A 20,104-nucleotide genomic window follows, 5' to 3' on the forward strand; every position below is an offset into this window, starting at 1 on the left:
GACGGGATTACACGCGATCCTTCCACACGGTCTGCACGTTGCAGAACTCGTGCAAGCCAAAGTGGGAAAGCTCGCGGCCAAAGCCGCTTTTCTTCACGCCCCCGAAGGCCACGCGCGCATCGCTGGCGCTATAGCCGTTGATAAACACCCCGCCGCACTCCAGTTCGCGAGAGAAGGTATCCGCAAGCGCAGCGTCAGCGGTAAAGACGGTGGCGGACAGGCCAAAGTCGCTGTCGTTGGCAAGCGTCAGGGCGTGCGCCGCGTCTTTCGCGACGGTAATGGCCGCGACCGGACCAAACAGCTCCTGGCGGAACGCCGTCATCGATGGGGTGACGTTCGTCAGGACGGTTGGCGCGTAATAATTGCCGTCGCCGCTGATTTTCTCTCCGCCCAGCAGCAGCGTTGCCCCTTCCGACATGGTAGCCTGCACCTGCTGATGCAGTTCATCGCGCAGGTCAAAACGCGCCATCGGACCCAGGTAGTTTTCTTCCTGGTCAGGCGCGCCCAGCTTCAGCGCAGCAACCGCCTCGACAAAGCGCTGGGTAAAGGTCTCGGCGATACCCTCCTCGACGATAAAACGTTTCGCCGCCGCGCAAACCTGCCCGGTATTCTGGTAGCGACCCGCCACCGCGGCCTTCACGGCAAGATCCAGGTCGGCATCGTTAAGCACGACAAACGGGTCGGAGCCGCCCAGCTCCAGAACGCATTTTTTCAGCGCGGCCCCTGCCTGGGCGCCAATCGCCGCACCGGCTCGGACGCTGCCGGTAACGGTTACCGCCGCAATACGGGGATCGGTAATCGCCTGGCTGACGCCGTCGTTGGTGGCGTTCACCCAGCCGAACACGCCTTCCGGAAAACCCGCATCCGCAAAGATCTGCCCGATAAGCTCAGCAGAGCCGAGCACGTTGGGCGCATGTTTGAGCAGATAGCTGTTCCCGGCCAGCAGGATCGGCACCGCGCCGCGCAGCACCTGCCAGAGCGGGAAGTTCCACGGCATCACGGCGAGGATCGGCCCCAGGGGACGGTATTCAATGACCGCGTTCTGGTTTTCCACCAGCGTAGGCTCCGCGCGCAGCATCGTCGGGCCGTGTTCGGCGTACCAGTCGCACAGACCGGCGGATTTTGCCACTTCGGCCCGCGCCTGCAGGATGGGTTTGCCCATTTCACGGGAGATCGTCTGCGCCATCTCTTCCGCGCGGTTTCGCAGCGCGGCGCCGAGATCCCGCAGCTTCTGCGCCCGGTGGGACACGCTTTCGCGTCGCCACTGGCGATAGCCTGAGTCAGACAGAGAAATCGCGCGCTCTACCTCTTCCGGCGTCGCCCACGGATACGCTGCGATCGTTTCACCCGTAGCCGGGTTAACAGAGAGGGCATGTGTAGCAGATGAATATTTCATGATGTTCTCCACGCATTTCGGTTGATTCATTGTGGCCCACTCTGCTATTTCTTAAAAATGAATAATACTGACCACCTTATTCACGAAACGAGAATGCTATGGACCTAACCCAGCTTGAAATGTTTAACGCCGTCGCGCTGACGGGCAGCATCACCCAGGCGGCGCAGAAGGTGCACCGCGTCCCCTCAAACCTGACGACCCGCATCCGCCAGCTGGAAGCCGATCTTGGCGTGGAGCTGTTTATCCGTGAGAACCAGCGTTTGCGCTTATCGCCCGCCGGGCATAACTTCCTGCGCTACAGCAGGCAGATCCTGGCGCTGGTGGATGAAGCGCGGATGGTCGTCGCGGGTGACGAGCCGCAGGGGCTGTTTGCCCTCGGCGCTCTGGAAAGTACCGCCGCCGTGCGCATTCCCGAAACGCTGGCGCAGTTTAACCAGCGCTATCCGCGCATCCAGTTTGCCCTTTCTACCGGGCCATCCGGGACGATGATTGACGGCGTGCTGGAGGGAACCCTAAGCGCCGCCTTCGTCGACGGGCCGCTGTCGCACCCTGAGCTGGAGGGGATGCCGGTCTACAGAGAAGAGATGATGCTGGTCACGCCCGCCGGACAGGCGGAAATCTCACGCGCCGCACAGGTCAGCGGCAGCGATGTTTACGCCTTTCGCGCGAACTGCTCGTATCGCCGACACCTGGAGAGCTGGTTTCACGCTGACCGCGCCGCGCCCGGCCGCATTCATGAGATGGAATCCTATCACGGCATGCTCGCCTGCGTCATTGCGGGGGCGGGCATCGCGCTGATGCCGCGCTCGATGCTGGAGAGTATGCCGGGACATCATCAGGTTGAGGCATGGCCGCTGGCAGAAAACTGGCGCTGGCTCACCACCTGGCTGGTGTGGCGACGCGGGGCGATGACTCGACAGCTCGAAGCCTTTATAGCGCTGCTAAACGAACGTCTTCAACCAGCGCCTTCTCCATAAACAGGCTGAGCGGATCGTCAACATACGGGGCAAATGCCGGACGCAAATCGTACCCGCACTGCGCGTAAAGACGCACCGCGGCGGGTTGTTTGATCCCCGTTTCAAGCCGTACCGTGTGGCAATGACGGCTCAGGGCTTCATCTTCCAGAGCGGCCAGCAGCGTCTCCCCCAGATGCTGCCCGCGATGGGCCGGATCGATATACACCCGCTTCATCTCCCCCGTGCCGTCACCGTTGAGCACGATGGCTCCACAGCCCACGGCCTGCAGCTGCTGGTCACGAATAACCATCAGGATAAGGGAGGTTTCCGGCAGCGCGGCGAGGTCGAGAAGATGATTACTTTCGGCGGGATAAAGCTCACTCTGATAGCGATCGAGCGCCGCGATCAGCTTGAGAATGTCCGGGTGACGTGCGGATTCAGAGGTAATGGAATACATGGCAGGCTCCTTGCTTTGTATGTGAGGCTAAATTTCAACATAGCGCAGGCCTGCCCGGGTGCTTCATACGATTAACTTATCGCACTGCCCTGTTAGCGTAAAAAGACGCTTCCCTTCAGGTACAGGGTGGCCTGGCCGCCGATCAGCACGCGATCGCCCTTCAGCTCGCAGCGCAGATCCCCGCCACGGTAGGACACCTGGCGGGCGCTGAGTGACGTTTTGCCCAGCTTTTCGCTCCAGTAGGGGATCAGCATGCTGTGGGCGGAGCCGGTGACCGGATCTTCCGGCACCCCTTCGCCGGGGCAGAAAAAGCGGCTGACGAAGTCATATTCTTCTCCAGGCGCCGTCACGCAGACCATTTTATCCAGCGGAAGCATCGCCCCAATATCCGGCGTTAACGCCTCCACCTGCCGCTGGCTCTCCAGCACCACCATGTAATCGCGTCCAACGCGCACCTCTTTGGCGTCCGTGATGCCCAGCGCGCTAAACAGCACCTCGGGCGGATTATCCACGACCTCCGTCGACCAGGCCGGGAAATTCAGCGTCAGCCAGTCGCCGCTGCGTTTTACCGTCAGCTCGCCCACGAAGCGGGTGGTGAAGGTGATTTCGGTATGCGGATAATCAAGATATTCAAAAATGACGTGTGATGCGGCAAGGGTGGCATGGCCGCAAAGGTTAATTTCATCCCGCGTGGTGAACCAGCGCAGCTCAAACCCACCGTCCGTTCGCACGAAGAAGGCGGTCTCGGACTGATTATGCTGCTGCGCCATTTTAAGGAGCGTCTCGTCCGGCAACCACGCTTCCAGAGGACATACCGCCGCGGCGTTGCCGGCAAACGTTTTGTCGCTAAAGGCATCCACCAGATAAAAATCAATTTTCTGCATTGTCTCTTCCTCTCTTGTTATGGGTATCTAGCGCAGAAAAACTGTGCCTTTCAGATAAAGTGTGGCCTGCCCGCTCATCAGCACGCGCGATCCTCTCAGCTCGCAGCGTATATCCCCCCCTCGTGCAGAAACCTGGCGGGCAAACATCGACGTTTTGCCCAGCTTTTCGCCCCAGTAGGGGATCAGCATCGTGTGCGCGGAGCCGGTGACCGGATCTTCCGGGACAGACACGCCCGGTGAGAAGAAGCGGCTGACAAAATCATATTCCCCCTCACCGCGCGCCGTCACGCTCACCTTATGCTCGCCCGGCGTCATTGCCGAAAAGTGAGGCGCAAGCGCCTCAACCTGCTCGCGACTCTCCAGAACGATCGTCCAGGCGCGCCCTTTACGGGCTTCGACGTAGCGGCTGATACCCAGCGCCGAGAGCATCTCCGGCGGCGGTGTCTCTGTATGGGTCGGACACGCCGGGAAGTCCAGCGTCATCCACTCCCCCTCCCGGCTGACCGTCAGGCGGCCAGACGCGGTGTCGAAGTGGATCCGCGAATCCGGGTAATCCAGCTCGGTAAACAGAACGTGTGCGGCCGCCAGCGTGGCGTGACCGCAGAGATTGACTTCGGTGAGGGTGGTAAACCAGCGTAGCTCAATGCCCCCTTTACTGCAGACGAAAAAGGCCGTTTCTGACTGATTATGCTGCTGCGCCATTTTCAGCAAGGTCTCATCAGGTAACCACGCGTTCAGCGGGCAAACGGCTGCCGGGTTGCCGCCAAACGTGGTGTCGCTGAACGCATCGACCAGATAAAAATCAATCTCCTGCATTGTCTTACCGCCTGTTTTTATTGTGATGTTCTTTTATCTTCAACGAAAACCGCCTTCCCGGCTACCGCCTTCATAAGGTAAATATTGAGATCTGCATCACATAATGGTTGAGTTTTCGCCGTTTGCCGTTTTAAGATCGTCACCTCTTCTTTTCAGCAACGAATCTCCGACATCCCTATGACAACGAACATAGTTTCCCGCAGGGTTGCGTGGCTACGCGTGGTCACGCTGGCCATTGCCGCGTTTATTTTTAACACCACAGAATTTGTTCCGGTTGGGCTGTTGTCTGACATCGCTGAAAGTTTCCAGATGGAAACGGCTCAGGTGGGCATTATGTTGACCATCTACGCCTGGGTCGTGGCGCTGATGTCCTTACCGTTTATGCTGCTGACCAGCCAGATAGAGCGTCGTAAGCTGCTGATCGGCCTGTTTACCCTGTTCATCGGCAGCCACATTCTGTCATTTATGGCGTGGAATTTTACGGTGCTGGTCATAAGCCGCATCGGCATTGCCTTTGCCCATGCGGTGTTCTGGTCGATCACCGCGTCGCTGGCAATCCGCCTGGCACCGGCAGGCAAACGCGCGCAGGCGCTGAGCCTGATTGCCACCGGTACCGCGCTGGCGATGGTGCTGGGCCTGCCGATTGGCCGCATCGTGGGGCAATACTTCGGCTGGCGTACCACCTTCTTTGCTATTGGCATGGGCGCGCTGGTGACGCTGGTGTGTCTGATTAAGCTGCTGCCCGCGCTGCCGAGCGAACATTCCGGCTCGCTGAAAAGCCTGCCGCTGCTGATGCGTCGCCCCGCGCTGCTGGGTATCTATCTGCTTACCGTCATTGTGGTGACCGCGCATTACACGGCGTACAGCTACATTGAACCGTTTGTGCAGGTGGTGGCGGGCTTTAGCGCCAACTTTGCCACCGTCTTACTGCTGATCCTCGGCGGCGCGGGCATTATTGGCAGCGTGCTGTTTGGCAAGCTGGGTAACCGGCACGCCTCCTTGCTGGTGAGCAGCGCCATCGGCCTGCTGCTGGCCTGCCTGCTGCTGCTGATGCCCGCCGCTGGCAGTGAAAGCCATCTGGCGATCCTCAGCCTGTTCTGGGGCGTGGCGATCATGATTATTGGTCTGGGCATGCAGGTGAAGGTGCTGGCGCTGGCGCCGGACGCGACGGACGTTGCCATGTCGCTGTTCTCGGGGATTTTCAATCTGGGCATTGGCGCGGGGGCGCTGGTGGGAAATCAGGTTATTCTGCACGTCTCGATGTCGGCGATTGGCTATCTGGGGGCTATTCCGGCCCTGGTGGCGCTGATCTGGTCGGTGCTTATCTTCCGCAAATGGCCGGTGGCGCTGGAGGAACAGGGGCAGCACGGGTGAGGAGTGTTTGTGCCGGGTGGCGGCTACGCCTTACCCGGCCTACAACTGCTCGAACGTAGGCCGGGTTAGCGCAGCGCCACCCGGCAATGAATTTAATGGTAAGTCTTAATAATCTCCAGCACGCCGTTAATAATAAACTGTACGCCCATACAGACCAGTAAGAAGCCCATCAGGCGGGAAATCGCCTCGATACCGCCCTTGCCTACCCAGCGCATAATGGCGCCGGAGCTGCGCAGCGATGCCCACACGATAATCCCGATAATCGCAAAAATCAGCGGTGGCGCAACCGTCAGCACCCAGTCCGGGAAGGTTGAGCTATCGCGCACCGTCGACGCGGAACTGATGATCATCGCGATGGTCCCGGGTCCCGCCGTGCTCGGCATGGCCAGCGGCACAAAGGCAATATTGGCGGACGGTTCGCTTTCCAGCTCCTCGGATTTGCTTTTGGCCTCCGGCGACTCATGCGCTTTTTGCGCCGGGAACAGCATGCGGAAACCGATAAAAGCGACGATCAGCCCCCCGGCGATACGCAGGCCCGGAATGGAGATCCCGAAGGTATTCATCACCACCTGTCCGGCATAGTAGGCCACCATCATGATGGCAAACACATAGACGGAAGCCATCATCGACTGATGATTGCGCTCGGCGCTGTTCATATTCCCGGCCAGCCCAAGGAAAAGCGCCACCGTGGTTAACGGGTTCGCCAACGGCAGCAAGACCACCAGCCCAAGACTCACTGCTTTAATTAAATCCAACATAGTGCATCGTCGTCCTTATCCATATTCATCCCCGCAAGTATAGGGGGAAAGTGTGACGTTAGGCCATCCGCGCAACGTAACGATTATTTTCCTTCGGAAAAGATAACTGGTGGTTATCTATATGATTTTAAAGCGTTCAAAAAAAGTTCATGAAACGTTTTAGCAATTCGTGGCATCGGCCTATTCATTCAGTTGACTTATACTTGCCTGAGCAATAATATCTGCCGTGACTAACTACTTGCCAGGGCAACCATTGTGAAAAGCACCAGTGATATCTTTAACGACGTTGTTCCGCTGGGTCGTCTTATTCATATGGTCAATCAGAAAAAAGATCGCCTGCTCAATGACTACCTGTCACCGCTGGATATCACCGCAACACAGTTCAAAGTGCTGTGCTCCATTCGCTGCGAAGTGTGTATCACACCGGTTGAGCTGAAAAAGGTGCTCTCTGTCGATCTGGGCGCGTTAACCCGCATGCTGGATCGTCTCGTCTGCAAAGGATGGATAGAACGAAGCCCTAACCCGAATGACAAACGCGGCGTACTGGTGAAGCTGACCAGCGATGGCGCGGCCATGTGCGAGCAATGTCATCAATTAGTAGGACAAACACTGCATCAGGAACTAACAAAAAACTTAACGGCAGATGAGGTGGCAACCCTTGAGCTTCTGCTTAAGAAAATACTGCCGTAAACAGAAAAAGAGGTATGACGATGTCCAGACGCAATACTGACGCTATCACCATTCATAGCATTTTGGACTGGATCGAGGATAACCTGGAATCGCCGCTCTCCCTTGAAAAAGTGTCAGAGCGTTCAGGTTACTCCAAATGGCACCTGCAACGGATGTTCAAAAAAGAGACCGGCCATTCACTAGGTCAATATATTCGCAGCCGCAAGCTGACGGAAATTGCCCAGAAACTGAAAGAAAGCAATGAGCCAATCCTTTACCTGGCGGAGCGCTACGGATTTGAATCGCAGCAAACCCTGACCCGTACGTTCAAGAACTATTTTGACGTGCCGCCTCATAAGTACCGAATCACCAGCGTGCCGGGCGAATCCCGATACCTGTATCCGTTAAAACACTGTAGTTAATTATCGCCTGTCACAGACGTAACCGAGGAAATCATGAAAGTTATCGCCTCCGCCGCCCTCGCCTTGCTGGTGCTGTTCTCCAGCCAGACCTTCGCGGAGCAAACCCCTCGTGCAACGCAGCAAAATAATCCTGATACGATGATTTTGCCGTCAGCACATGACCAGTCGCCTTATGATTTCAACCATATGGGTGCTGGTAGCGACAAATCCGACGAATTAGGCGTGCCTTATTATAATCAGCACGGCCTCTGATTCGTTTTTGCCCCGCAGACGCGGGGCTTTTTTTATGCCTTTATCACACCCGCGCCGCGCGGCGCACGCGCAGGCCAAAGACGTTAATATAGAGCCCGGCCATGATCAGCACGGCGCCAAACAGCTGCAGCGCGCTCAGCGTTTCATCCAGTAACAGTGCCGCACTGGCAAGCCCCACCACGGGCACCAGCAGGGACAACGGCGCGACGCGCCAGGTTTCATAGCGCCCCAGGAGCGATCCCCAGATCCCGTAGCCCACGATGGTGGCGACAAAGGCCAGATAGACCAGCGAAAGAATGGTGGTCAGGTCGATCTCAACGAGGCTGTTAAGCATGACGGCCGGACCGTCCAGAACAGACGACGCCAGCAGAAAAGGTATCACCGGGATCAGCGCGCTCCACACCACCAGGGACATCACCGCCGGGCGCGCCTCGTGCTGCATAATCAGCTTGTTGAAGATATTCCCGCACGCCCAGCTCAGCCCCGCCGCCAGCGTCAGCATAAAGCCGAGCAGCGCCACGTGCTGACCGTTCAGGCTGGCCTCAATGAGCACCAGCACGCCAAACACCGCCAGCGTAATTCCCGCCAGCTGCTTGCCCTGCAGGCGTTCGCCAAACACAAACGCGCCGAGAATAATGGTAAAGAACGCCTGTGCCTGTAAGACCAGCGAGGCCAGGCCAGCCGGCATACCGAACTTGATGGCGCAAAAGAGAAACGCGAACTGGCCAAAGCTAATGGTCAGACCGTAGCCCAGCAGCAGTTTGAAGGGTATCTTCGGACGGGCGACAAAGAAGATGGCCGGGAACGCCACCAGCATAAAACGCAAACCGGCCAGCATCAGCGGCGGCATGTTGTGCAGCCCCAGCTTGATGACCACAAAATTGAGCCCCCATACTACGACCACCAGCAACGCCAGCAGCCCGTCTTTACGCGTCATACCCTGCCCCTGATTTATTAATAATTTGTTAACACTTCAAGGTAACAGAAAAAAGGACGCCGCGAGAAGATCATTAATTCTGGCAGGCAGCAGAAGCACTTACGGATAAACCAGGTGCTATACAAGCCCCTTATGTCATGGTAATCCTGTTAACACACCTCTAATAAAAGCATAAGCAACTGTCGGGCAGAAATATGAAACCATCTCTCAGGCGCTCAACCGCAGCGCTGCTGGCATCGTCATTGTTGTTAACCATCGGTCGGGGAGCGACGCTGCCGTTCATGACCATTTATCTCACGCGCGTCTATAGCATGAGCGTGGAGAATATTGGTTATGCCCTGACGATTGCGCTAACCATCGGCGTGGTGTTCAGCCTGGGATTTGGCATTCTTGCCGATAAGTTTGATAAAAAACGCTACATGCTGATCGCGATCGTGGCGTTTATCGCCGGATTTGTCGCGATCCCGCTGGTGGATAACGTCACCCTGGTGGTGCTGTTCTTTGCGCTGATCAATTGCGCCTATTCCGTCTTTTCGACAGTGCTAAAAGCCTGGTTCTCCGACGTGCTCACCGCAAGCCAGAAAGCGCGCGTCTTCTCGCTGAACTACAGCTTTCTGAACATTGGCTGGACGATCGGGCCGCCGATTGGCACCCTGCTGGTGATGTACAGCCTGCAGCTGCCGTTCTGGCTGGCGGCCTTCTGCGCCGCCCTGCCGCTGGGATTTATTCATTTCTTCGTGCAGAAGAGCGTGGCGTTAGATACCGCCGAGGAGAAGATGCCCTGGCAGCCGTCGGTCCTGCTGAAAGACCGCGCGCTGTTCTGGTATACGCTGTCTGGCCTGCTGGCCTCCTACGTCGGCGGCTCGTTCGCGAGCTGTATTTCGCAATACGTTCTCGCCGCGCACGCGGACAGCGATTTTGCCGAGAAGGTGGTTGCCGTGGTCTTACCCGTCAACGCCGCCGTGGTGGTGACGCTGCAATATGCGCTCGGGCGCAAGATCTCCGCCAGCAATATTCGCCCGCTGATGACCCTCGCTACCCTGTTTTTTATCGTGGGGCTGGGCGGTTTTATGCTCTCCGGTGAAAACCTGGTTTACTGGGGCATCGCCGCCGCCGTCTTTACGCTGGGTGAGATTATCTATGCGCCGGGCGAATACATGCTGATCGACAATATTGCGCCGCCGGGAATGAAGGCAAGTTATTTTTCCGCACAGGCGCTGGGCTGGCTCGGCGCGGCGGCAAACCCGATGATCACCGGTATTATCCTGACCCACCTGCCGCACTGGTCGCTGTTTGTCATTATGATGGTCGCCATTATCATTGCCTGGCTGATGATTTTGCGCGGGATGAGCGTGAAGGCATGGTGCGAGTCGCCCAAAGCAGCGTAGAAAATGTAGGCCGGGTAAGGCGCAGCCGCCACCCGGCAATAAAGCATCAGTGGTGTAGCATCTCCTCCACCACCTGCTCTTTATACATCTCGTTCGGGTAATAGGTCGGCCAGTTATCCATCTCTTTCAGCAGCGCCTCGTGAGAGGTGTTGCCCATGAAGATGTGGAAGTGTGAAGAGGCTTTCGGCCCGATGGTGTGGTCGCTGAATTGAACATACTTCGGTGCCCTGCTGTCTGCGTCCTTGCACTCAAAGAGATACCGCACGCCTTTCTTGCCTGACGCGTAGGTCAGAATTTTGTAACCGCTGTAGTCATAGTGGCAGCGGCTGATCGCTTTACCCTTATGGAATTCCATCACGTTATTTTCGATACCGATGGCATCCACGTCCGTTGCATATCCCTTACGATAGTAGGCCTTCACCTCGTCGAAGGTTTTGCTTTTATCCTTCTGCGCCTTCTGCTTAAAGACCGGATCCAGCGAGCCGTCCAGCAGGAACGGATAGACGGACTGCCAGGTTCCGTCCCAGTCTGACAGCGCTCTGTCCTTCACGTCTTTATCCTCAAACACGCCGTTTGCCGCTTTCTGTTCCGCTTCGGTCATCTGATGGCCGTGCGAGTGGGCAAACAGCTGGCCGCTGACCAGCAGCGCCCCCAGAGTCATGGCAAATTTTCCAATATGTGCAGCCAAAGTAACACCCTCATTCCGTTTTATAAGAATGAGGATGTTATATTATAACATTTCAAATCGCAACCAGCCCGCGAACGCCCTCCTGCTCCATGTTTTCACCCCGCCCATGCTGGATGATGGTGCCGCGCGACATCAGGAGGTAGCTGTCGGCCAGCTCGGCAGCAAAGTCATAAAACTGTTCGACCAGCAGAATCGCCATATCGCCCCTGTTCGCCAGGGTGCGGATCACCTGGCCGATCTCTTTAATTACCGACGGCTGTATGCCTTCGGTCGGTTCGTCGAGGATCAGCAGCTGCGGGCGGCTCGCCAGCGCGCGCCCAATCGCCAGCTGCTGCTGTTGTCCGCCGGAGAGATCGCCCCCGCGGCGGTGCTGCATCTCTTTAAGCACCGGGAAAAGCCGCCAGATCTCTTCCGGCACCCGCTTCGCCTCGCGGGCGGGAAACCGCGACAGCCCCAGCAGGAGGTTCTCTTCCACGGTCAGGCGCGGGAAAATTTCGCGCCCCTGCGGAACATACGCCACGCCAGACTGCACCCGCTGGTGCGGCCTGCTGTGGGTGATTTTCTTCCCCTGCCAGATAATCTCCCCGGTTTTCGCCGGGATGAGCCCCATCAGGCACTTCAGCAGCGTGGTTTTCCCGACGCCGTTGCGTCCCAGCAGGCAGGTGACTTCACCGGTGACGGCTGCAAAACTCACGCCGCGCAGGATATGGCTCCCGCCGTAAAACTGATTCAGTTCGTTGACCTGTAGCATCCTCTCTCCTTAGCGTCCCAGATAGACCTCAATCACCTGCTCGTTGGCCTGCACCTCGCGAAGCGATCCTTCTGCCAGCACGCGCCCCTGGTGCAGCACCGTCACGCGATCGGCAATGGTTTCAACAAAGCCCATATCGTGCTCCACCACCATCAGGGAATGCTTGCCCGCCAGGGTTTTGAACAGCTCGGCGGTGTATTCCGTTTCTGCGTCGGTCATCCCGGCGGCCGGTTCGTCCAGCAGCAGCAGATGCGGGTCCTGCACCAGCAGCATACCGATTTCGAGGAACTGTTTTTGCCCGTGCGACAGCAGCCCGGCGCGGCGGTCGCGCTCGCTGCTAAGCCGCAGCAATACCAGCATCTCGTCAATGCGGTCCCGCTGCTCGCCGTTGAGCGTGGCCCGCAGGCTCGCCCAGACGGATTTATCGGCTTTCATGGCGATCTCCAGGTTTTCCCACACCGTCAGCGCCTCAAAGACCGTGGGCTTCTGGAATTTGCGCCCGATCCCCTGTCGGGCAATGGCCGCAGACTCCAGCGCGGTGAGGTCGATGGACTGATCGTAAATCGCCCGGCCGCTCTTTGGCCGCGTTTTGCCGGTAATCACGTCCATCAGCGTGGTTTTACCGGCCCCGTTGGGACCGATCACGCAGCGTAGCTCCCCCACGCCGATGTGCAGCGTGAGATCGGTCAGGGCCTGAAAGCCATCAAAATTGACGTTAATGGCCTCAAGCTGAAGCACCGGGTCGGTCTGGTCTCGGTAGCGGTCGCCCGGCAGCTGGCGTGTGAATAACCCTTCGGCTGGCTGCATTATTTCTCTCCCTTACGAAACAGTCCGTAGACGCCGCGCGGCAAGAACAGCGTGACGGCGATAAAAATCAGCCCCAGGAACAGCTGCCAGTACTCCGGCATCGCGACGGTGAAAAAGCTCTTCGCCCCGTTCACCAGCGCCGCGCCAATCACCGGCCCGACCAGCGTGCCGCGTCCGCCCAGCGCCACCCAGATGGCGGCTTCTATCGAGTTCGTCGGCGACATTTCGCCGGGGTTAATGATGCCGACCTGCGGGACGTACAGCGCCCCCGCCAGGCCGCACAGCACGGCGGAGAGCGTCCATACCAGCAGCTTGAACCCCCGCGGATCGTAGCCGCAAAACGTCAGGCGGTTTTCCGCGTCGCGAACGGCGGTCAGGATGCGGCCAAACTTGCTCCTCGCCAGCGCAAATCCGCTCCCCAGCGCCAGAATCAGCAACAGCACGGTCGTCAGAAACAGCGCGATACGCGTGGAGGTTTCCGTCACTGAAAACCCGAGCAGCGTGGTAAAGCCGGTGAAGCCGTTATTGCCGCCAAAGCCGGTTTCGTTGCGAAAGAACAGCAGCATGCCCGCGTAGGTCAGCGCCTGGGTCATAATCGAGAAATAGACGCCTTTGATCTTTGAGCGAAAGGCAAACCAGCCGAACACCAGCGCCAGCAGCCCCGGCACCAGCACAATCAGCGCCAGCGCCCAGGCAAAATGCTGGGTCCCCCACCAGAACCACGGCAGTTCGCTCCAGGAAAGAAACGACATAAACGCGGGCAGACCGTCACCCGCGGCCTGGCGCATCAGGTACATGCCCATCCCATAGCCGCCGAGGGCGAAGAAGATGCCGTGCCCGAGGGACAGCATTCCGGCATAGCCCCACACCAGATCCAGCGCCACCGCAACGATGGCATAGCAGAGGATTTTGCCCATCAGCGTCAGCATCCAGGTCGAAAGCGCCAGCGGATGCGTCGCAGGCAGCAGGGCAAAAAACGGCAATATCAGCAGACACGCCACCAGCAGGCTGCCTGCGATCTGCGTTGTGCGCGGCGCTTTACGCGCCAGCGTTAAGGTTAGCGGCTGGCTCATCAGTCAATCACCCTCCCTTTCAGCGCAAACAGCCCCTGCGGGCGTTTCTGAATAAACAGCACGATCGCCACCAGAATCACGATCTTGCCCAGCACCGCGCCCATCTGCGGCTCAAGAATTTTATTGAAAATGCCGAGGCCAAAGGCCGCCGCCACGCTGCCTGCCAGCTGGCCTACGCCACCGAGCACCACCACGAGGAAGGAGTCGATGATGTACCCCTGACCAAGCTCCGGCCCGACGTTACCAAGCTGCGAGAGCGCCACGCCGCCTAACCCGGCTATCCCCGAGCCCAGCCCAAACGCCAGCATATCGACGCGACCTGTCGGTACCCCGCAGCAGGCAGCCATGCTGCGGTTTTGCGTCACGGCCCGCACGTTGAGCCCCAGACGGGTTTTATTCAGAATCAGCCAGGTAAAGAACAGCACCAGCAGCACGAAACCCAGCACCACTATACGGTTCCACGGCAGCGTCAGGTTGGCGAAAACCTGTACCCCGCCGGAAAGCCATGCCGGGTTCGCCACCTCCAGGTTCTGGGCGCCAAACGTCATGCGCACCAGCTGGATAAGCATCAGGCTGATGCCCCACGTTGCGAGCAGCGTTTCCAGAGGACGACCGTACAGATGGCGGATCACGGTACGCTCCAGCACCATCCCGATGCCCGCCGTCAGGCAGAACGCGACCGGCAAGGCAATCACCGGATAGAGCGCCAGCCACTGGGGCGCAAGCCCGGCCATCGCCTGCTGCACCATCCAGGTGGCATACGCCCCAAGCATCAGCATCTCGCCGTGCGCCATGTTAATGACGCCGAGCAGGCCGTAGGTAATGGCCAGCCCCAGCGCCGCCAGCAGCAGCACCGATCCGAGCGACAGCCCCATAAACGCCTGCCCCAGCAGATCGCCCCACATCAGTCGATGCTGGATCTGGCTCAGACTCTCCTGCGCGGCGGCGCGAACCCCGGCATCCGGCTCTGTCTGTGCCTGGGTAAACGGGGTGAGTCTGGATTCCTCGTCCGGATCGTCGGACTGCCCTAATAATTCGACGGCCTTGCGGCGCACCTCCGCCTGCGTGCTTGCCAGCTGGAGATGAGCTACCGCAAGCAGCAAAGCCTTACGTGCCACGGCATCCGTTTCATCGCTTACCCGCTTTTCCAGAAACGCGAGCATCTCCGGCTGGGCATCCCGCTGAAGCTGACGAGCTGCCGCCCGCCTTTCCGTGACACTGTCACTCACCAGCTGATGCGTAGCGATAGCCGTGGCGGCCAGCACCCGCAGCCGGTTCGTCAGGCGGACGGCTTTGGTTGGCGCTGCGGCCGCCTGAGCGTCACCGAGCGAGACCATTTGACCGTTACGCTGCGCGAAGGCGTGCTTTTGGCTGTCGGTATACAGGTTTTCCTTTTGCAGCGCCTGCAGCAGCGGCAGCCTCGCGGCATCCGGCGCGGCGGCCCACTGCGTCAGCAACTCCGCCTGCTGGCTTCGGCTGGCGGCAACAAAACGATCGGCATCCGATGCCTGCGCCATCCCTGGCAGCAGTCCGGAAAGCCATACAAGAACGATGAACATGCGCATGGCGTTCATGACGTTTCTCCCTGAGGCAATGGCCTAGTTGCTGGCGGTTTTCATCGGCTGGTCGGGCTTTTTGTCATTCCCGGCGATGAACGGACTCCACGGCTGGGCGCGCACCGGCTGTTCCGTCTGCCAGACCACGTTGAACTGGCCGTTGCCTTCAATTTCACCGATCATGACCGGCTTATGCAGATGATGGTTGGTAGCATCCATGGTGAGCGTAAAGCCAGACGGCGCCTTAAATGACTGACCGGCCATCGCCGCGCGCACCTTATCCACGTCGGTGGTGCCCGCTTTTTCCACCGCCTGCGCCCACATATGGATCCCCACGTAAGTCGCCTCCATCGGGTCGTTGGTCACCACGGTATCGGCATTCGGCAGCTTGTGCGCCTTCGCATAGGCTTTGTAATCCGCGACGAACGCCTGGTTGGTTGGATTATCCACGGACTCAAAGTAGTTCCACGCCGCCAGGTTACCCACCAGCGGTTTGGTGTCGATTCCGCGCAGCTCTTCTTCGCCGACGGAGAACGCCACCACCGGCACGTCGGTGGCCTTCAGCCCCTGGTTAGCCAGCTCTTTGTAGAACGGCACGTTGGAGTCGCCGTTGATGGTCGACACCACGGCGGTTTTGCCGCCGGCGGAGAATTTCTTGATGCTGGCGACGATGGTCTGGTAGTCGCTGTGACCAAACGGGGTGTAAACCTCTTCGATGTCCTTATCCTCCACCCCTTTCGAATGCAGGAACGCGCGCAGGATCTTGTTGGTGGTGCGCGGGTAAACGTAGTCGGTACCCAGCAGGAAGAAGCGCTTCGCCGCGCCGCCGTCTTCGCTCATCAGGTACTCCACCGCCGGGATGGCCTGCTGGTTCGGCGCCGCGCCGGTATAGAAGACGTTTGGCGACATTTCCTCACCTTCATACTGCACCGGGTAGAACAGCAGGCCGTTCAGCTCCTCAAACACCGGCAGTACGGATTTGCGCGACACCGACGTCCAGCAGCCAAACACCACCGCCACTTTATCCTGGCTCAGCAGCTGGCGCGCCTTCTCGGCAAACAGCGGCCAGTTTGAGGCGGGATCCACCACTACCGGCTCCAGCTTTTTCCCCAGCACGCCGCCTTTGGCGTTGATCTCGTCGATGGTCATCAGGGCAACGTCCTTGAGCGGCGTTTCCGAGATCGCCATGGTGCCGGACAGAGAATGCATGATCCCCACTTTGATGGTGTCGGCCGCCTGCACGCCAAAACTCATGCCCATCGCCACGACGGACGCGGATAACGCAAAGGCCTTTAATAAGGTACGACGCTGCATATTTTCACTCCTGAAAAGAACGCTGTGCGAAAACGTCCGTTACGGCATGGACGCGGAAAAAAAGTCTCAGCGAAGCAGGAGCAAAAAGAGTGCCAGAATGAAAATTGCGCTATAGCGGGCGGTGGAATGCGGGATGTAAAGAGAACGACTCAGAATGGTACAGCGCTGCACTTTTATAATGCAGCGCTGCGGAGGGGCTTTTACCAAACTTCGCTGGCGATCTGCGTCACCAGGCGAACTTTGTCCCACTGCTGGGCTTCGCTCAGGCTGTTGCCCTCTTCGGTCGAGGCAAAGCCGCACTGCGGGCTCAGGCAAATCTGCTCCTTCGCCACGTATTTCGCCGCCTCTCCAAGACGGGCCTTCACGCCTTCCGGATTCTCCAGCTCGCCGTTTTTGGTGGTGATCAGGCCCAGCACCACCTGCTGCTTGCCCGGGCGAACAAAGCGCAGCGGCGCGAAATCACCGCTGCGGTCGTTATCGTATTCCAGGAAGAACGCGTCAACGTTGACCGTCCCAAACAGCACTTCAGCCACCGGCTCGTAGCCGCCTTCGGAAATCCAGGTGGAACGGAAGTTACCGCGACAGACGTGAAGCCCGATGGTCAGATCCTCCGGCTTGCCTTCCAGCGCCTTGTTGAGAACGCGGGCATAGATACGCGCCAGCTCATCGGCATCGTCCCCGCGCTCGCGGATTTGACGGCGCTGATCGTCCGAACACAGGTAGGCCCAGACGGTGTCGTCCAGCTGCAGGTAACGGCAGCCCGCGTCGTAGAAGGCCCGAATGGCGTCGCGCCAGGTGGTTGCCAGATCGTCAAAATAGACGTTCAGGTCGGGATACACCGTCGCGTCAATGTCTTTGCGACCGCCGCGGAAATGAAGCACGCTCGGGCTGGGAATGGTCATCTTCGGCTGCGCGCTGCCGCTGATGCTTTTCAGATAGCGGAAGTCTTCCAGCATCGGGTGGTTGCCAAAGCCCAGCTTGCCGGTGACGCGCACGCCGTGGGCTTTGGTTTGCACCCCGTTAAACTGGATCCCCTGCTGGGAATCGTAACGCTCGACGCCCTGCAGGCCGTCGAAGAAGTCAAAGTGCCACCACGCGCGGCGAAACTCACCGTCGGTGACCACGTTCAGGCCGCACGCGCACTGCTGCTCGACGACGTGGCGAATCGCCTCGTCCTCGACCGCACGAAGCTGTCCGGCATCAATCTCGCCGCTGGCGAACTTCAGGCGAGCCTGCCTGATGGCATCCGGGCGTAAAAAACTGCCGACTACGTCGGCGCGGTATGGGGCGTGGTGTCGTTGCATGCAAATCTCCTCAGTCTGCCGGCGATGATTGCCAGCAGTGATAATTCATTATTTGAATCTTTAGACTTCTGGATGTCTAAATGTCCGAAAACAATGTCATACCTCACCGGCTCCGGCAAACGAGAAAATTTCACGGGTGTTGAAAAAAATTCATCTTCACAGGGTGGCAACGGATTCCTGGCCGGCAAACGCGTAGCGTTCGTCTTCCCAGCCGGTGATGCCGCCGAGCATAATTTTGACCGGCAGCCCGAGACGCGCCAGCTTCAGCGCGGCCCTGTCCGCGCCGTTACAGTGCGGCCCCGCGCAGTAAACGACAAACAGCGTGCCTTCCGGCCACTGGGCCATGCGCTCGGCGGTAATCTGGCTCCACGGCATATGCACAGCGCCCGGCACGTGACGACGGGCAAACTGCGCCGGGCTCCCCACCACGTGCAGCAAAACAAAGTCCTGCTCATCACTGGCAATGGCATGATGCACATCGGCGCAGTCGGTCTCGACGCTCAGGCGACGCAGAAAATGGGTAACGGCTTCCTGCGGCTCGGCAGCCGGAAATTCAGTAACATAGCTCATGATCCTTCCTCATCTTTGGCGTTTGTGTTAACACTACTCTATCCACAAATTCAGCCCGTGAATGCGTTCGCTTATGCCAGAAAACAGCAAAAAGATGACAAACTTAAGACAAATTGCGCGCCCGCAGGTGGTTGTGCTGGCGTATGACGGTCTGTGTACCTTTGAGTTTGGCGTGGCGGTGGAGATCTTCGGCCTGCCGCGTCCGGAGCTGGGCGACGAATGGTATCGTTTTGCGGTGGCGAGCGTTGACGACGGTGAACTTCGGGCGACGGGCGGGATCCGCATCATTACCGATGGTGATTTAAGCCTGCTGGCGTCTGCGGACCTGATTGTGGTTCCCGGCTGGCGGGGGCTGGATTCACCGGTTCCGGATGCGCTCTGCGGCGCGCTACGCCAGGCCAGCGCCAGAGGATGCCGGCTGCTCTCTATCTGTTCTGGGGTGTTCGTGCTGGCCGCTACGGGCCTGCTAAATGGCCGCAAGGCCACAACGCACTGGCGCTATATTGACGTGCTTAAGGCCCGCTACCCTGACATCGAGGTGGTTGAGGACGTGCTCTACCAGGACGAAGGGGATATTTTGACGTCCGCGGGCAGCGCGGCGGGGATCGATCTCTGCCTGCACGTCGTGCGTCGGGATTATGGCATGGAAACCGCCAACAGCGTGGCGCGGCGGCTGGTCATTCCACCTCACCGGGATGGCTCACAGCCACAGCAGCTGAGCCGGCCGGTGGCCCAGCTGCGGGAGAGCCAGCGCCTGGGCCAGCTGTTTGATTTTCTGCACACGCATCTTATCGAGGCGCACAGCGTCGACTCCCTGGCGCGTCGGGTCGGCATGAGTCAGCGCACCTTCCTTCGTCGCTTTGAGGCGGCAACGGGTACGACGCCTGCTCGCTGGCTGATCAATGAGCGTCTGCTGAGAGCAAAAGATTATCTGGAAAGCAGCCGGTTAAGCATCGACAGCATCGCTGAACAGACCGGGTTTGGTCAGGCGGCCACGTTGCGTCATCATTTCCGCCAGCAGTTTGCCCTTTCTCCGGCTCAGTACCGCAAGCAATTTTCACGTCCAGGTACGGCCCGCTAACGGCCGAGGGTTTCACGCAGGGTTAAGCCCGCAGTGAACCGTCCAAAAAAAAACCGCCCCAAAAGGCGGTAAATGCTTGCATGGATAGATTTGTATTTTGGTCTCTACGTCCCGACACTCCATGGTCGGGCTGCGGATCCCTTACAAACTAACACTGATTAGATTAACGAAAGCTAAACAGCCTTATTAACTCGCCTTCGTGTTGATTTGCAAATAACGCATCAGGCCCTGATCGGCGCTCTGCTTAGCATCGTCGTTAATCGCTTCGAGATAAAACGAACGCGAAACGCCATAAGGGGCTTTTTCAGAAGGATACACCGCAAACTGGAATATTTTTCCTCTTGCCTGATGCAGGCAATCTAATTCCCAGCGTTGGACGTCTACTTTTTTACTCTTGCAGGCTACACGCCCGTAATCACTGGTTAAATATGAACCAACGCGGGTTTCTGCGGACTGAATGTATTCTGGTTCATCATTCCCGATATAGCGAACCCCTGCCGTTGCACCAACGGCCACCACGAGGAGCGCAAACGCGATTATTTTTTTCATTTATTGAGACTCATTCCTTAGCCAGAGAATCACTATTATATAGGATAATCCTTAAAAGAAACGTCTGTTTAATTACCAGAAGTGGTAGTTTACAGCGCGCTA

The 20,104-nt window shown here is 58.4% G+C and carries 22 protein-coding genes; 7 read left to right on the forward strand and 15 right to left on the reverse strand.

Annotated features, from left to right (window positions below; all coding sequences use genetic code 11):
• Nucleotides 1–7: 7 nt before the first annotated feature.
• Entirely contained in the window at nucleotides 8–1,396 is a 1,389-nt protein-coding gene (gene sad / locus L6R44_RS03235; protein ID WP_237423243.1) for a succinate-semialdehyde dehydrogenase, read from the reverse strand.
• A 98-nt stretch (nucleotides 1,397–1,494) separates the two neighbouring features.
• On the opposite strand from sad, the gene ptrR reads away from it, so the two are divergent.
• Entirely contained in the window at nucleotides 1,495–2,373 is an 879-nt protein-coding gene (gene ptrR, locus L6R44_RS03240; RefSeq protein WP_237423244.1) for a putrescine utilization regulator PtrR, read from the forward strand.
• Here the strand turns inward: ptrR and L6R44_RS03245 are convergent.
• The 3 genes from L6R44_RS03245 to L6R44_RS03255 form a co-directional block, all read right to left on the reverse strand.
• Entirely contained in the window at nucleotides 2,327–2,809 is a 483-nt protein-coding gene (locus L6R44_RS03245; RefSeq protein WP_032640164.1) for a GNAT family N-acetyltransferase, read from the reverse strand. The two genes, ptrR and L6R44_RS03245, sit on opposite strands and share 47 nt — an antisense overlap.
• A gap of 92 nt (nucleotides 2,810–2,901) precedes the next feature.
• Nucleotides 2,902–3,693: a PhzF family phenazine biosynthesis protein gene (locus tag L6R44_RS03250; protein WP_237423245.1), complete on the reverse strand. Its 792-nt coding sequence runs from the start codon at nucleotides 3,691–3,693 to the stop codon at nucleotides 2,902–2,904.
• Between the two features lie 27 nt (nucleotides 3,694–3,720).
• Nucleotides 3,721–4,509 (reverse strand): PhzF family phenazine biosynthesis protein, encoded by a 789-nt coding sequence (locus tag L6R44_RS03255; RefSeq protein WP_237423246.1) that lies wholly within the window; start codon nucleotides 4,507–4,509, stop codon nucleotides 3,721–3,723.
• 177 nt (nucleotides 4,510–4,686) lie between these two features.
• Here L6R44_RS03255 and L6R44_RS03260 point away from each other — a divergent pair, with 177 nt between their 5' ends.
• The gene (locus L6R44_RS03260; RefSeq protein WP_237423247.1) at nucleotides 4,687–5,883 is read left to right on the forward strand and encodes a sugar transporter; all 1,197 of its coding nucleotides are present in this window, start codon (nucleotides 4,687–4,689) and stop codon (nucleotides 5,881–5,883) included.
• A 92-nt stretch (nucleotides 5,884–5,975) separates the two neighbouring features.
• On the opposite strand, the gene L6R44_RS03265 is transcribed toward L6R44_RS03260, so the two are convergent.
• Entirely contained in the window at nucleotides 5,976–6,641 is a 666-nt protein-coding gene (locus L6R44_RS03265; protein WP_032640193.1) for a MarC family NAAT transporter, read from the reverse strand.
• A 255-nt stretch (nucleotides 6,642–6,896) separates the two neighbouring features.
• On the opposite strand from L6R44_RS03265, the gene marR reads away from it, so the two are divergent.
• The 3 genes from marR to marB are packed head-to-tail and all read left to right on the forward strand — an operon-like array spanning nucleotide 6,897 to nucleotide 7,984.
• Nucleotides 6,897–7,331 (forward strand): multiple antibiotic resistance transcriptional regulator MarR, encoded by a 435-nt coding sequence (marR, locus tag L6R44_RS03270; protein ID WP_008502236.1) that lies wholly within the window; start codon nucleotides 6,897–6,899, stop codon nucleotides 7,329–7,331.
• Nucleotides 7,332–7,351: 20 nt separating this feature from the next.
• Nucleotides 7,352–7,732 carry an MDR efflux pump AcrAB transcriptional activator MarA gene (gene marA / locus L6R44_RS03275; RefSeq protein WP_008502237.1) on the forward strand — a complete coding sequence of 127 codons (381 nt, stop codon included), beginning with the start codon at nucleotides 7,352–7,354 and terminating at the stop codon, nucleotides 7,730–7,732.
• A 33-nt stretch (nucleotides 7,733–7,765) separates the two neighbouring features.
• Nucleotides 7,766–7,984, forward strand: coding sequence for a multiple antibiotic resistance protein MarB (gene marB / locus L6R44_RS03280; RefSeq protein WP_023335698.1), 219 nt, complete (start codon nucleotides 7,766–7,768; stop codon nucleotides 7,982–7,984).
• Nucleotides 7,985–8,027: 43 nt separating this feature from the next.
• Here marB and eamA read toward each other — a convergent pair whose 3' ends face one another.
• Nucleotides 8,028–8,921: an O-acetylserine/cysteine exporter gene (eamA, locus tag L6R44_RS03285; RefSeq protein ID WP_032640195.1), complete on the reverse strand. Its 894-nt coding sequence runs from the start codon at nucleotides 8,919–8,921 to the stop codon at nucleotides 8,028–8,030.
• Between the two features lie 194 nt (nucleotides 8,922–9,115).
• On the opposite strand from eamA, the gene ydeE reads away from it, so the two are divergent.
• Nucleotides 9,116–10,309 (forward strand): efflux MFS transporter YdeE, encoded by a 1,194-nt coding sequence (gene ydeE / locus L6R44_RS03290; RefSeq protein ID WP_237423248.1) that lies wholly within the window; start codon nucleotides 9,116–9,118, stop codon nucleotides 10,307–10,309.
• Nucleotides 10,310–10,355: 46 nt separating this feature from the next.
• On the opposite strand, the gene zinT is transcribed toward ydeE, so the two are convergent.
• From zinT to L6R44_RS03330, 8 genes are all read right to left on the reverse strand, one after another.
• Nucleotides 10,356–10,997, reverse strand: a complete 642-nt coding sequence (zinT, locus tag L6R44_RS03295; protein ID WP_237423249.1) for a metal-binding protein ZinT — start codon at nucleotides 10,995–10,997, stop codon at nucleotides 10,356–10,358.
• A gap of 52 nt (nucleotides 10,998–11,049) precedes the next feature.
• Nucleotides 11,050–11,748, reverse strand: a complete 699-nt coding sequence (urtE, locus tag L6R44_RS03300) for an urea ABC transporter ATP-binding subunit UrtE (protein ID WP_237423250.1) — start codon at nucleotides 11,746–11,748, stop codon at nucleotides 11,050–11,052.
• A 9-nt stretch (nucleotides 11,749–11,757) separates the two neighbouring features.
• Nucleotides 11,758–12,555 (reverse strand): urea ABC transporter ATP-binding protein UrtD, encoded by a 798-nt coding sequence (gene urtD / locus L6R44_RS03305; protein WP_237423251.1) that lies wholly within the window; start codon nucleotides 12,553–12,555, stop codon nucleotides 11,758–11,760.
• A complete protein-coding gene (gene urtC, locus L6R44_RS03310) occupies nucleotides 12,555–13,628 on the reverse strand; it encodes an urea ABC transporter permease subunit UrtC (protein ID WP_237423252.1) in 1,074 nt (357 codons plus the stop codon). The genes urtD and urtC overlap by 1 nt, the downstream gene beginning before the upstream one ends.
• Nucleotides 13,628–15,202: an urea ABC transporter permease subunit UrtB gene (gene urtB, locus L6R44_RS03315; protein ID WP_237423253.1), complete on the reverse strand. Its 1,575-nt coding sequence runs from the start codon at nucleotides 15,200–15,202 to the stop codon at nucleotides 13,628–13,630. Before urtB ends, urtC begins: the two co-directional genes overlap by 1 nt.
• A 24-nt stretch (nucleotides 15,203–15,226) precedes the next feature.
• Nucleotides 15,227–16,498 (reverse strand): urea ABC transporter substrate-binding protein, encoded by a 1,272-nt coding sequence (gene urtA / locus L6R44_RS03320; protein ID WP_237423254.1) that lies wholly within the window; start codon nucleotides 16,496–16,498, stop codon nucleotides 15,227–15,229.
• A 200-nt stretch (nucleotides 16,499–16,698) separates the two neighbouring features.
• Nucleotides 16,699–17,802 carry a cobalamin-independent methionine synthase II family protein gene (locus L6R44_RS03325; protein WP_237423255.1) on the reverse strand — a complete coding sequence of 368 codons (1,104 nt, stop codon included), beginning with the start codon at nucleotides 17,800–17,802 and terminating at the stop codon, nucleotides 16,699–16,701.
• 156 nt (nucleotides 17,803–17,958) lie between these two features.
• Nucleotides 17,959–18,372, reverse strand: coding sequence for a rhodanese-like domain-containing protein (locus tag L6R44_RS03330; RefSeq protein WP_237423256.1), 414 nt, complete (start codon nucleotides 18,370–18,372; stop codon nucleotides 17,959–17,961).
• Nucleotides 18,373–18,445: 73 nt separating this feature from the next.
• On the opposite strand from L6R44_RS03330, the gene ftrA reads away from it, so the two are divergent.
• On the forward strand, nucleotides 18,446–19,453 hold the full coding sequence (gene ftrA, locus L6R44_RS03335) for a transcriptional regulator FtrA (protein ID WP_237423257.1): 1,008 nt from the start codon (nucleotides 18,446–18,448) through the stop codon (nucleotides 19,451–19,453).
• Nucleotides 19,454–19,639: 186 nt separating this feature from the next.
• Here the strand turns inward: ftrA and L6R44_RS03340 are convergent, their stop codons facing one another.
• Nucleotides 19,640–20,002 carry a hypothetical protein gene (locus L6R44_RS03340; RefSeq protein WP_237423258.1) on the reverse strand — a complete coding sequence of 121 codons (363 nt, stop codon included), beginning with the start codon at nucleotides 20,000–20,002 and terminating at the stop codon, nucleotides 19,640–19,642.
• Nucleotides 20,003–20,104 lie beyond the last annotated feature (102 nt).

Origin of the sequence: Enterobacter cloacae complex sp. ECC445 (genome assembly GCF_021892025.1) — a bacterium.
GTDB classification, from domain to species: Bacteria; Pseudomonadota; Gammaproteobacteria; order Enterobacterales; family Enterobacteriaceae; genus Enterobacter; species Enterobacter chengduensis.

Excerpts from the sequence above, each read along its gene's own strand:
- L6R44_RS03340 (WP_237423258.1), bottom strand. The coding sequence starts at position 20,002 with ATGAAAAAAATAATCGCGTTTGCGCTCCTCGTGGTGGCCGTTGGTGCA.
- urtB (WP_237423253.1), bottom strand. The coding sequence starts at position 15,202 with ATGAACGCCATGCGCATGTTCATCGTTCTTGTATGGCTTTCCGGACTG.
- marA (WP_008502237.1), top strand. The coding sequence starts at position 7,352 with ATGTCCAGACGCAATACTGACGCTATCACCATTCATAGCATTTTGGAC.
- eamA (WP_032640195.1), bottom strand. The coding sequence starts at position 8,921 with ATGACGCGTAAAGACGGGCTGCTGGCGTTGCTGGTGGTCGTAGTATGG.
- ydeE (WP_237423248.1), top strand. The coding sequence starts at position 9,116 with ATGAAACCATCTCTCAGGCGCTCAACCGCAGCGCTGCTGGCATCGTCA.
- ptrR (WP_237423244.1), top strand. The coding sequence starts at position 1,495 with ATGGACCTAACCCAGCTTGAAATGTTTAACGCCGTCGCGCTGACGGGC.
- ftrA (WP_237423257.1), top strand. The coding sequence starts at position 18,446 with ATGCCAGAAAACAGCAAAAAGATGACAAACTTAAGACAAATTGCGCGC.
- urtE (WP_237423250.1), bottom strand. The coding sequence starts at position 11,748 with ATGCTACAGGTCAACGAACTGAATCAGTTTTACGGCGGGAGCCATATC.
- marB (WP_023335698.1), top strand. The coding sequence starts at position 7,766 with ATGAAAGTTATCGCCTCCGCCGCCCTCGCCTTGCTGGTGCTGTTCTCC.
- L6R44_RS03255 (WP_237423246.1), bottom strand. The coding sequence starts at position 4,509 with ATGCAGGAGATTGATTTTTATCTGGTCGATGCGTTCAGCGACACCACG.
- urtC (WP_237423252.1), bottom strand. The coding sequence starts at position 13,628 with ATGAGCCAGCCGCTAACCTTAACGCTGGCGCGTAAAGCGCCGCGCACA.
- urtA (WP_237423254.1), bottom strand. The coding sequence starts at position 16,498 with ATGCAGCGTCGTACCTTATTAAAGGCCTTTGCGTTATCCGCGTCCGTC.
- L6R44_RS03325 (WP_237423255.1), bottom strand. The coding sequence starts at position 17,802 with ATGCAACGACACCACGCCCCATACCGCGCCGACGTAGTCGGCAGTTTT.
- urtD (WP_237423251.1), bottom strand. The coding sequence starts at position 12,555 with ATGCAGCCAGCCGAAGGGTTATTCACACGCCAGCTGCCGGGCGACCGC.
- sad (WP_237423243.1), bottom strand. The coding sequence starts at position 1,396 with ATGAAATATTCATCTGCTACACATGCCCTCTCTGTTAACCCGGCTACG.
- L6R44_RS03265 (WP_032640193.1), bottom strand. The coding sequence starts at position 6,641 with ATGTTGGATTTAATTAAAGCAGTGAGTCTTGGGCTGGTGGTCTTGCTG.
- L6R44_RS03330 (WP_237423256.1), bottom strand. The coding sequence starts at position 18,372 with ATGAGCTATGTTACTGAATTTCCGGCTGCCGAGCCGCAGGAAGCCGTT.
- L6R44_RS03245 (WP_032640164.1), bottom strand. The coding sequence starts at position 2,809 with ATGTATTCCATTACCTCTGAATCCGCACGTCACCCGGACATTCTCAAG.
- L6R44_RS03260 (WP_237423247.1), top strand. The coding sequence starts at position 4,687 with ATGACAACGAACATAGTTTCCCGCAGGGTTGCGTGGCTACGCGTGGTC.
- L6R44_RS03250 (WP_237423245.1), bottom strand. The coding sequence starts at position 3,693 with ATGCAGAAAATTGATTTTTATCTGGTGGATGCCTTTAGCGACAAAACG.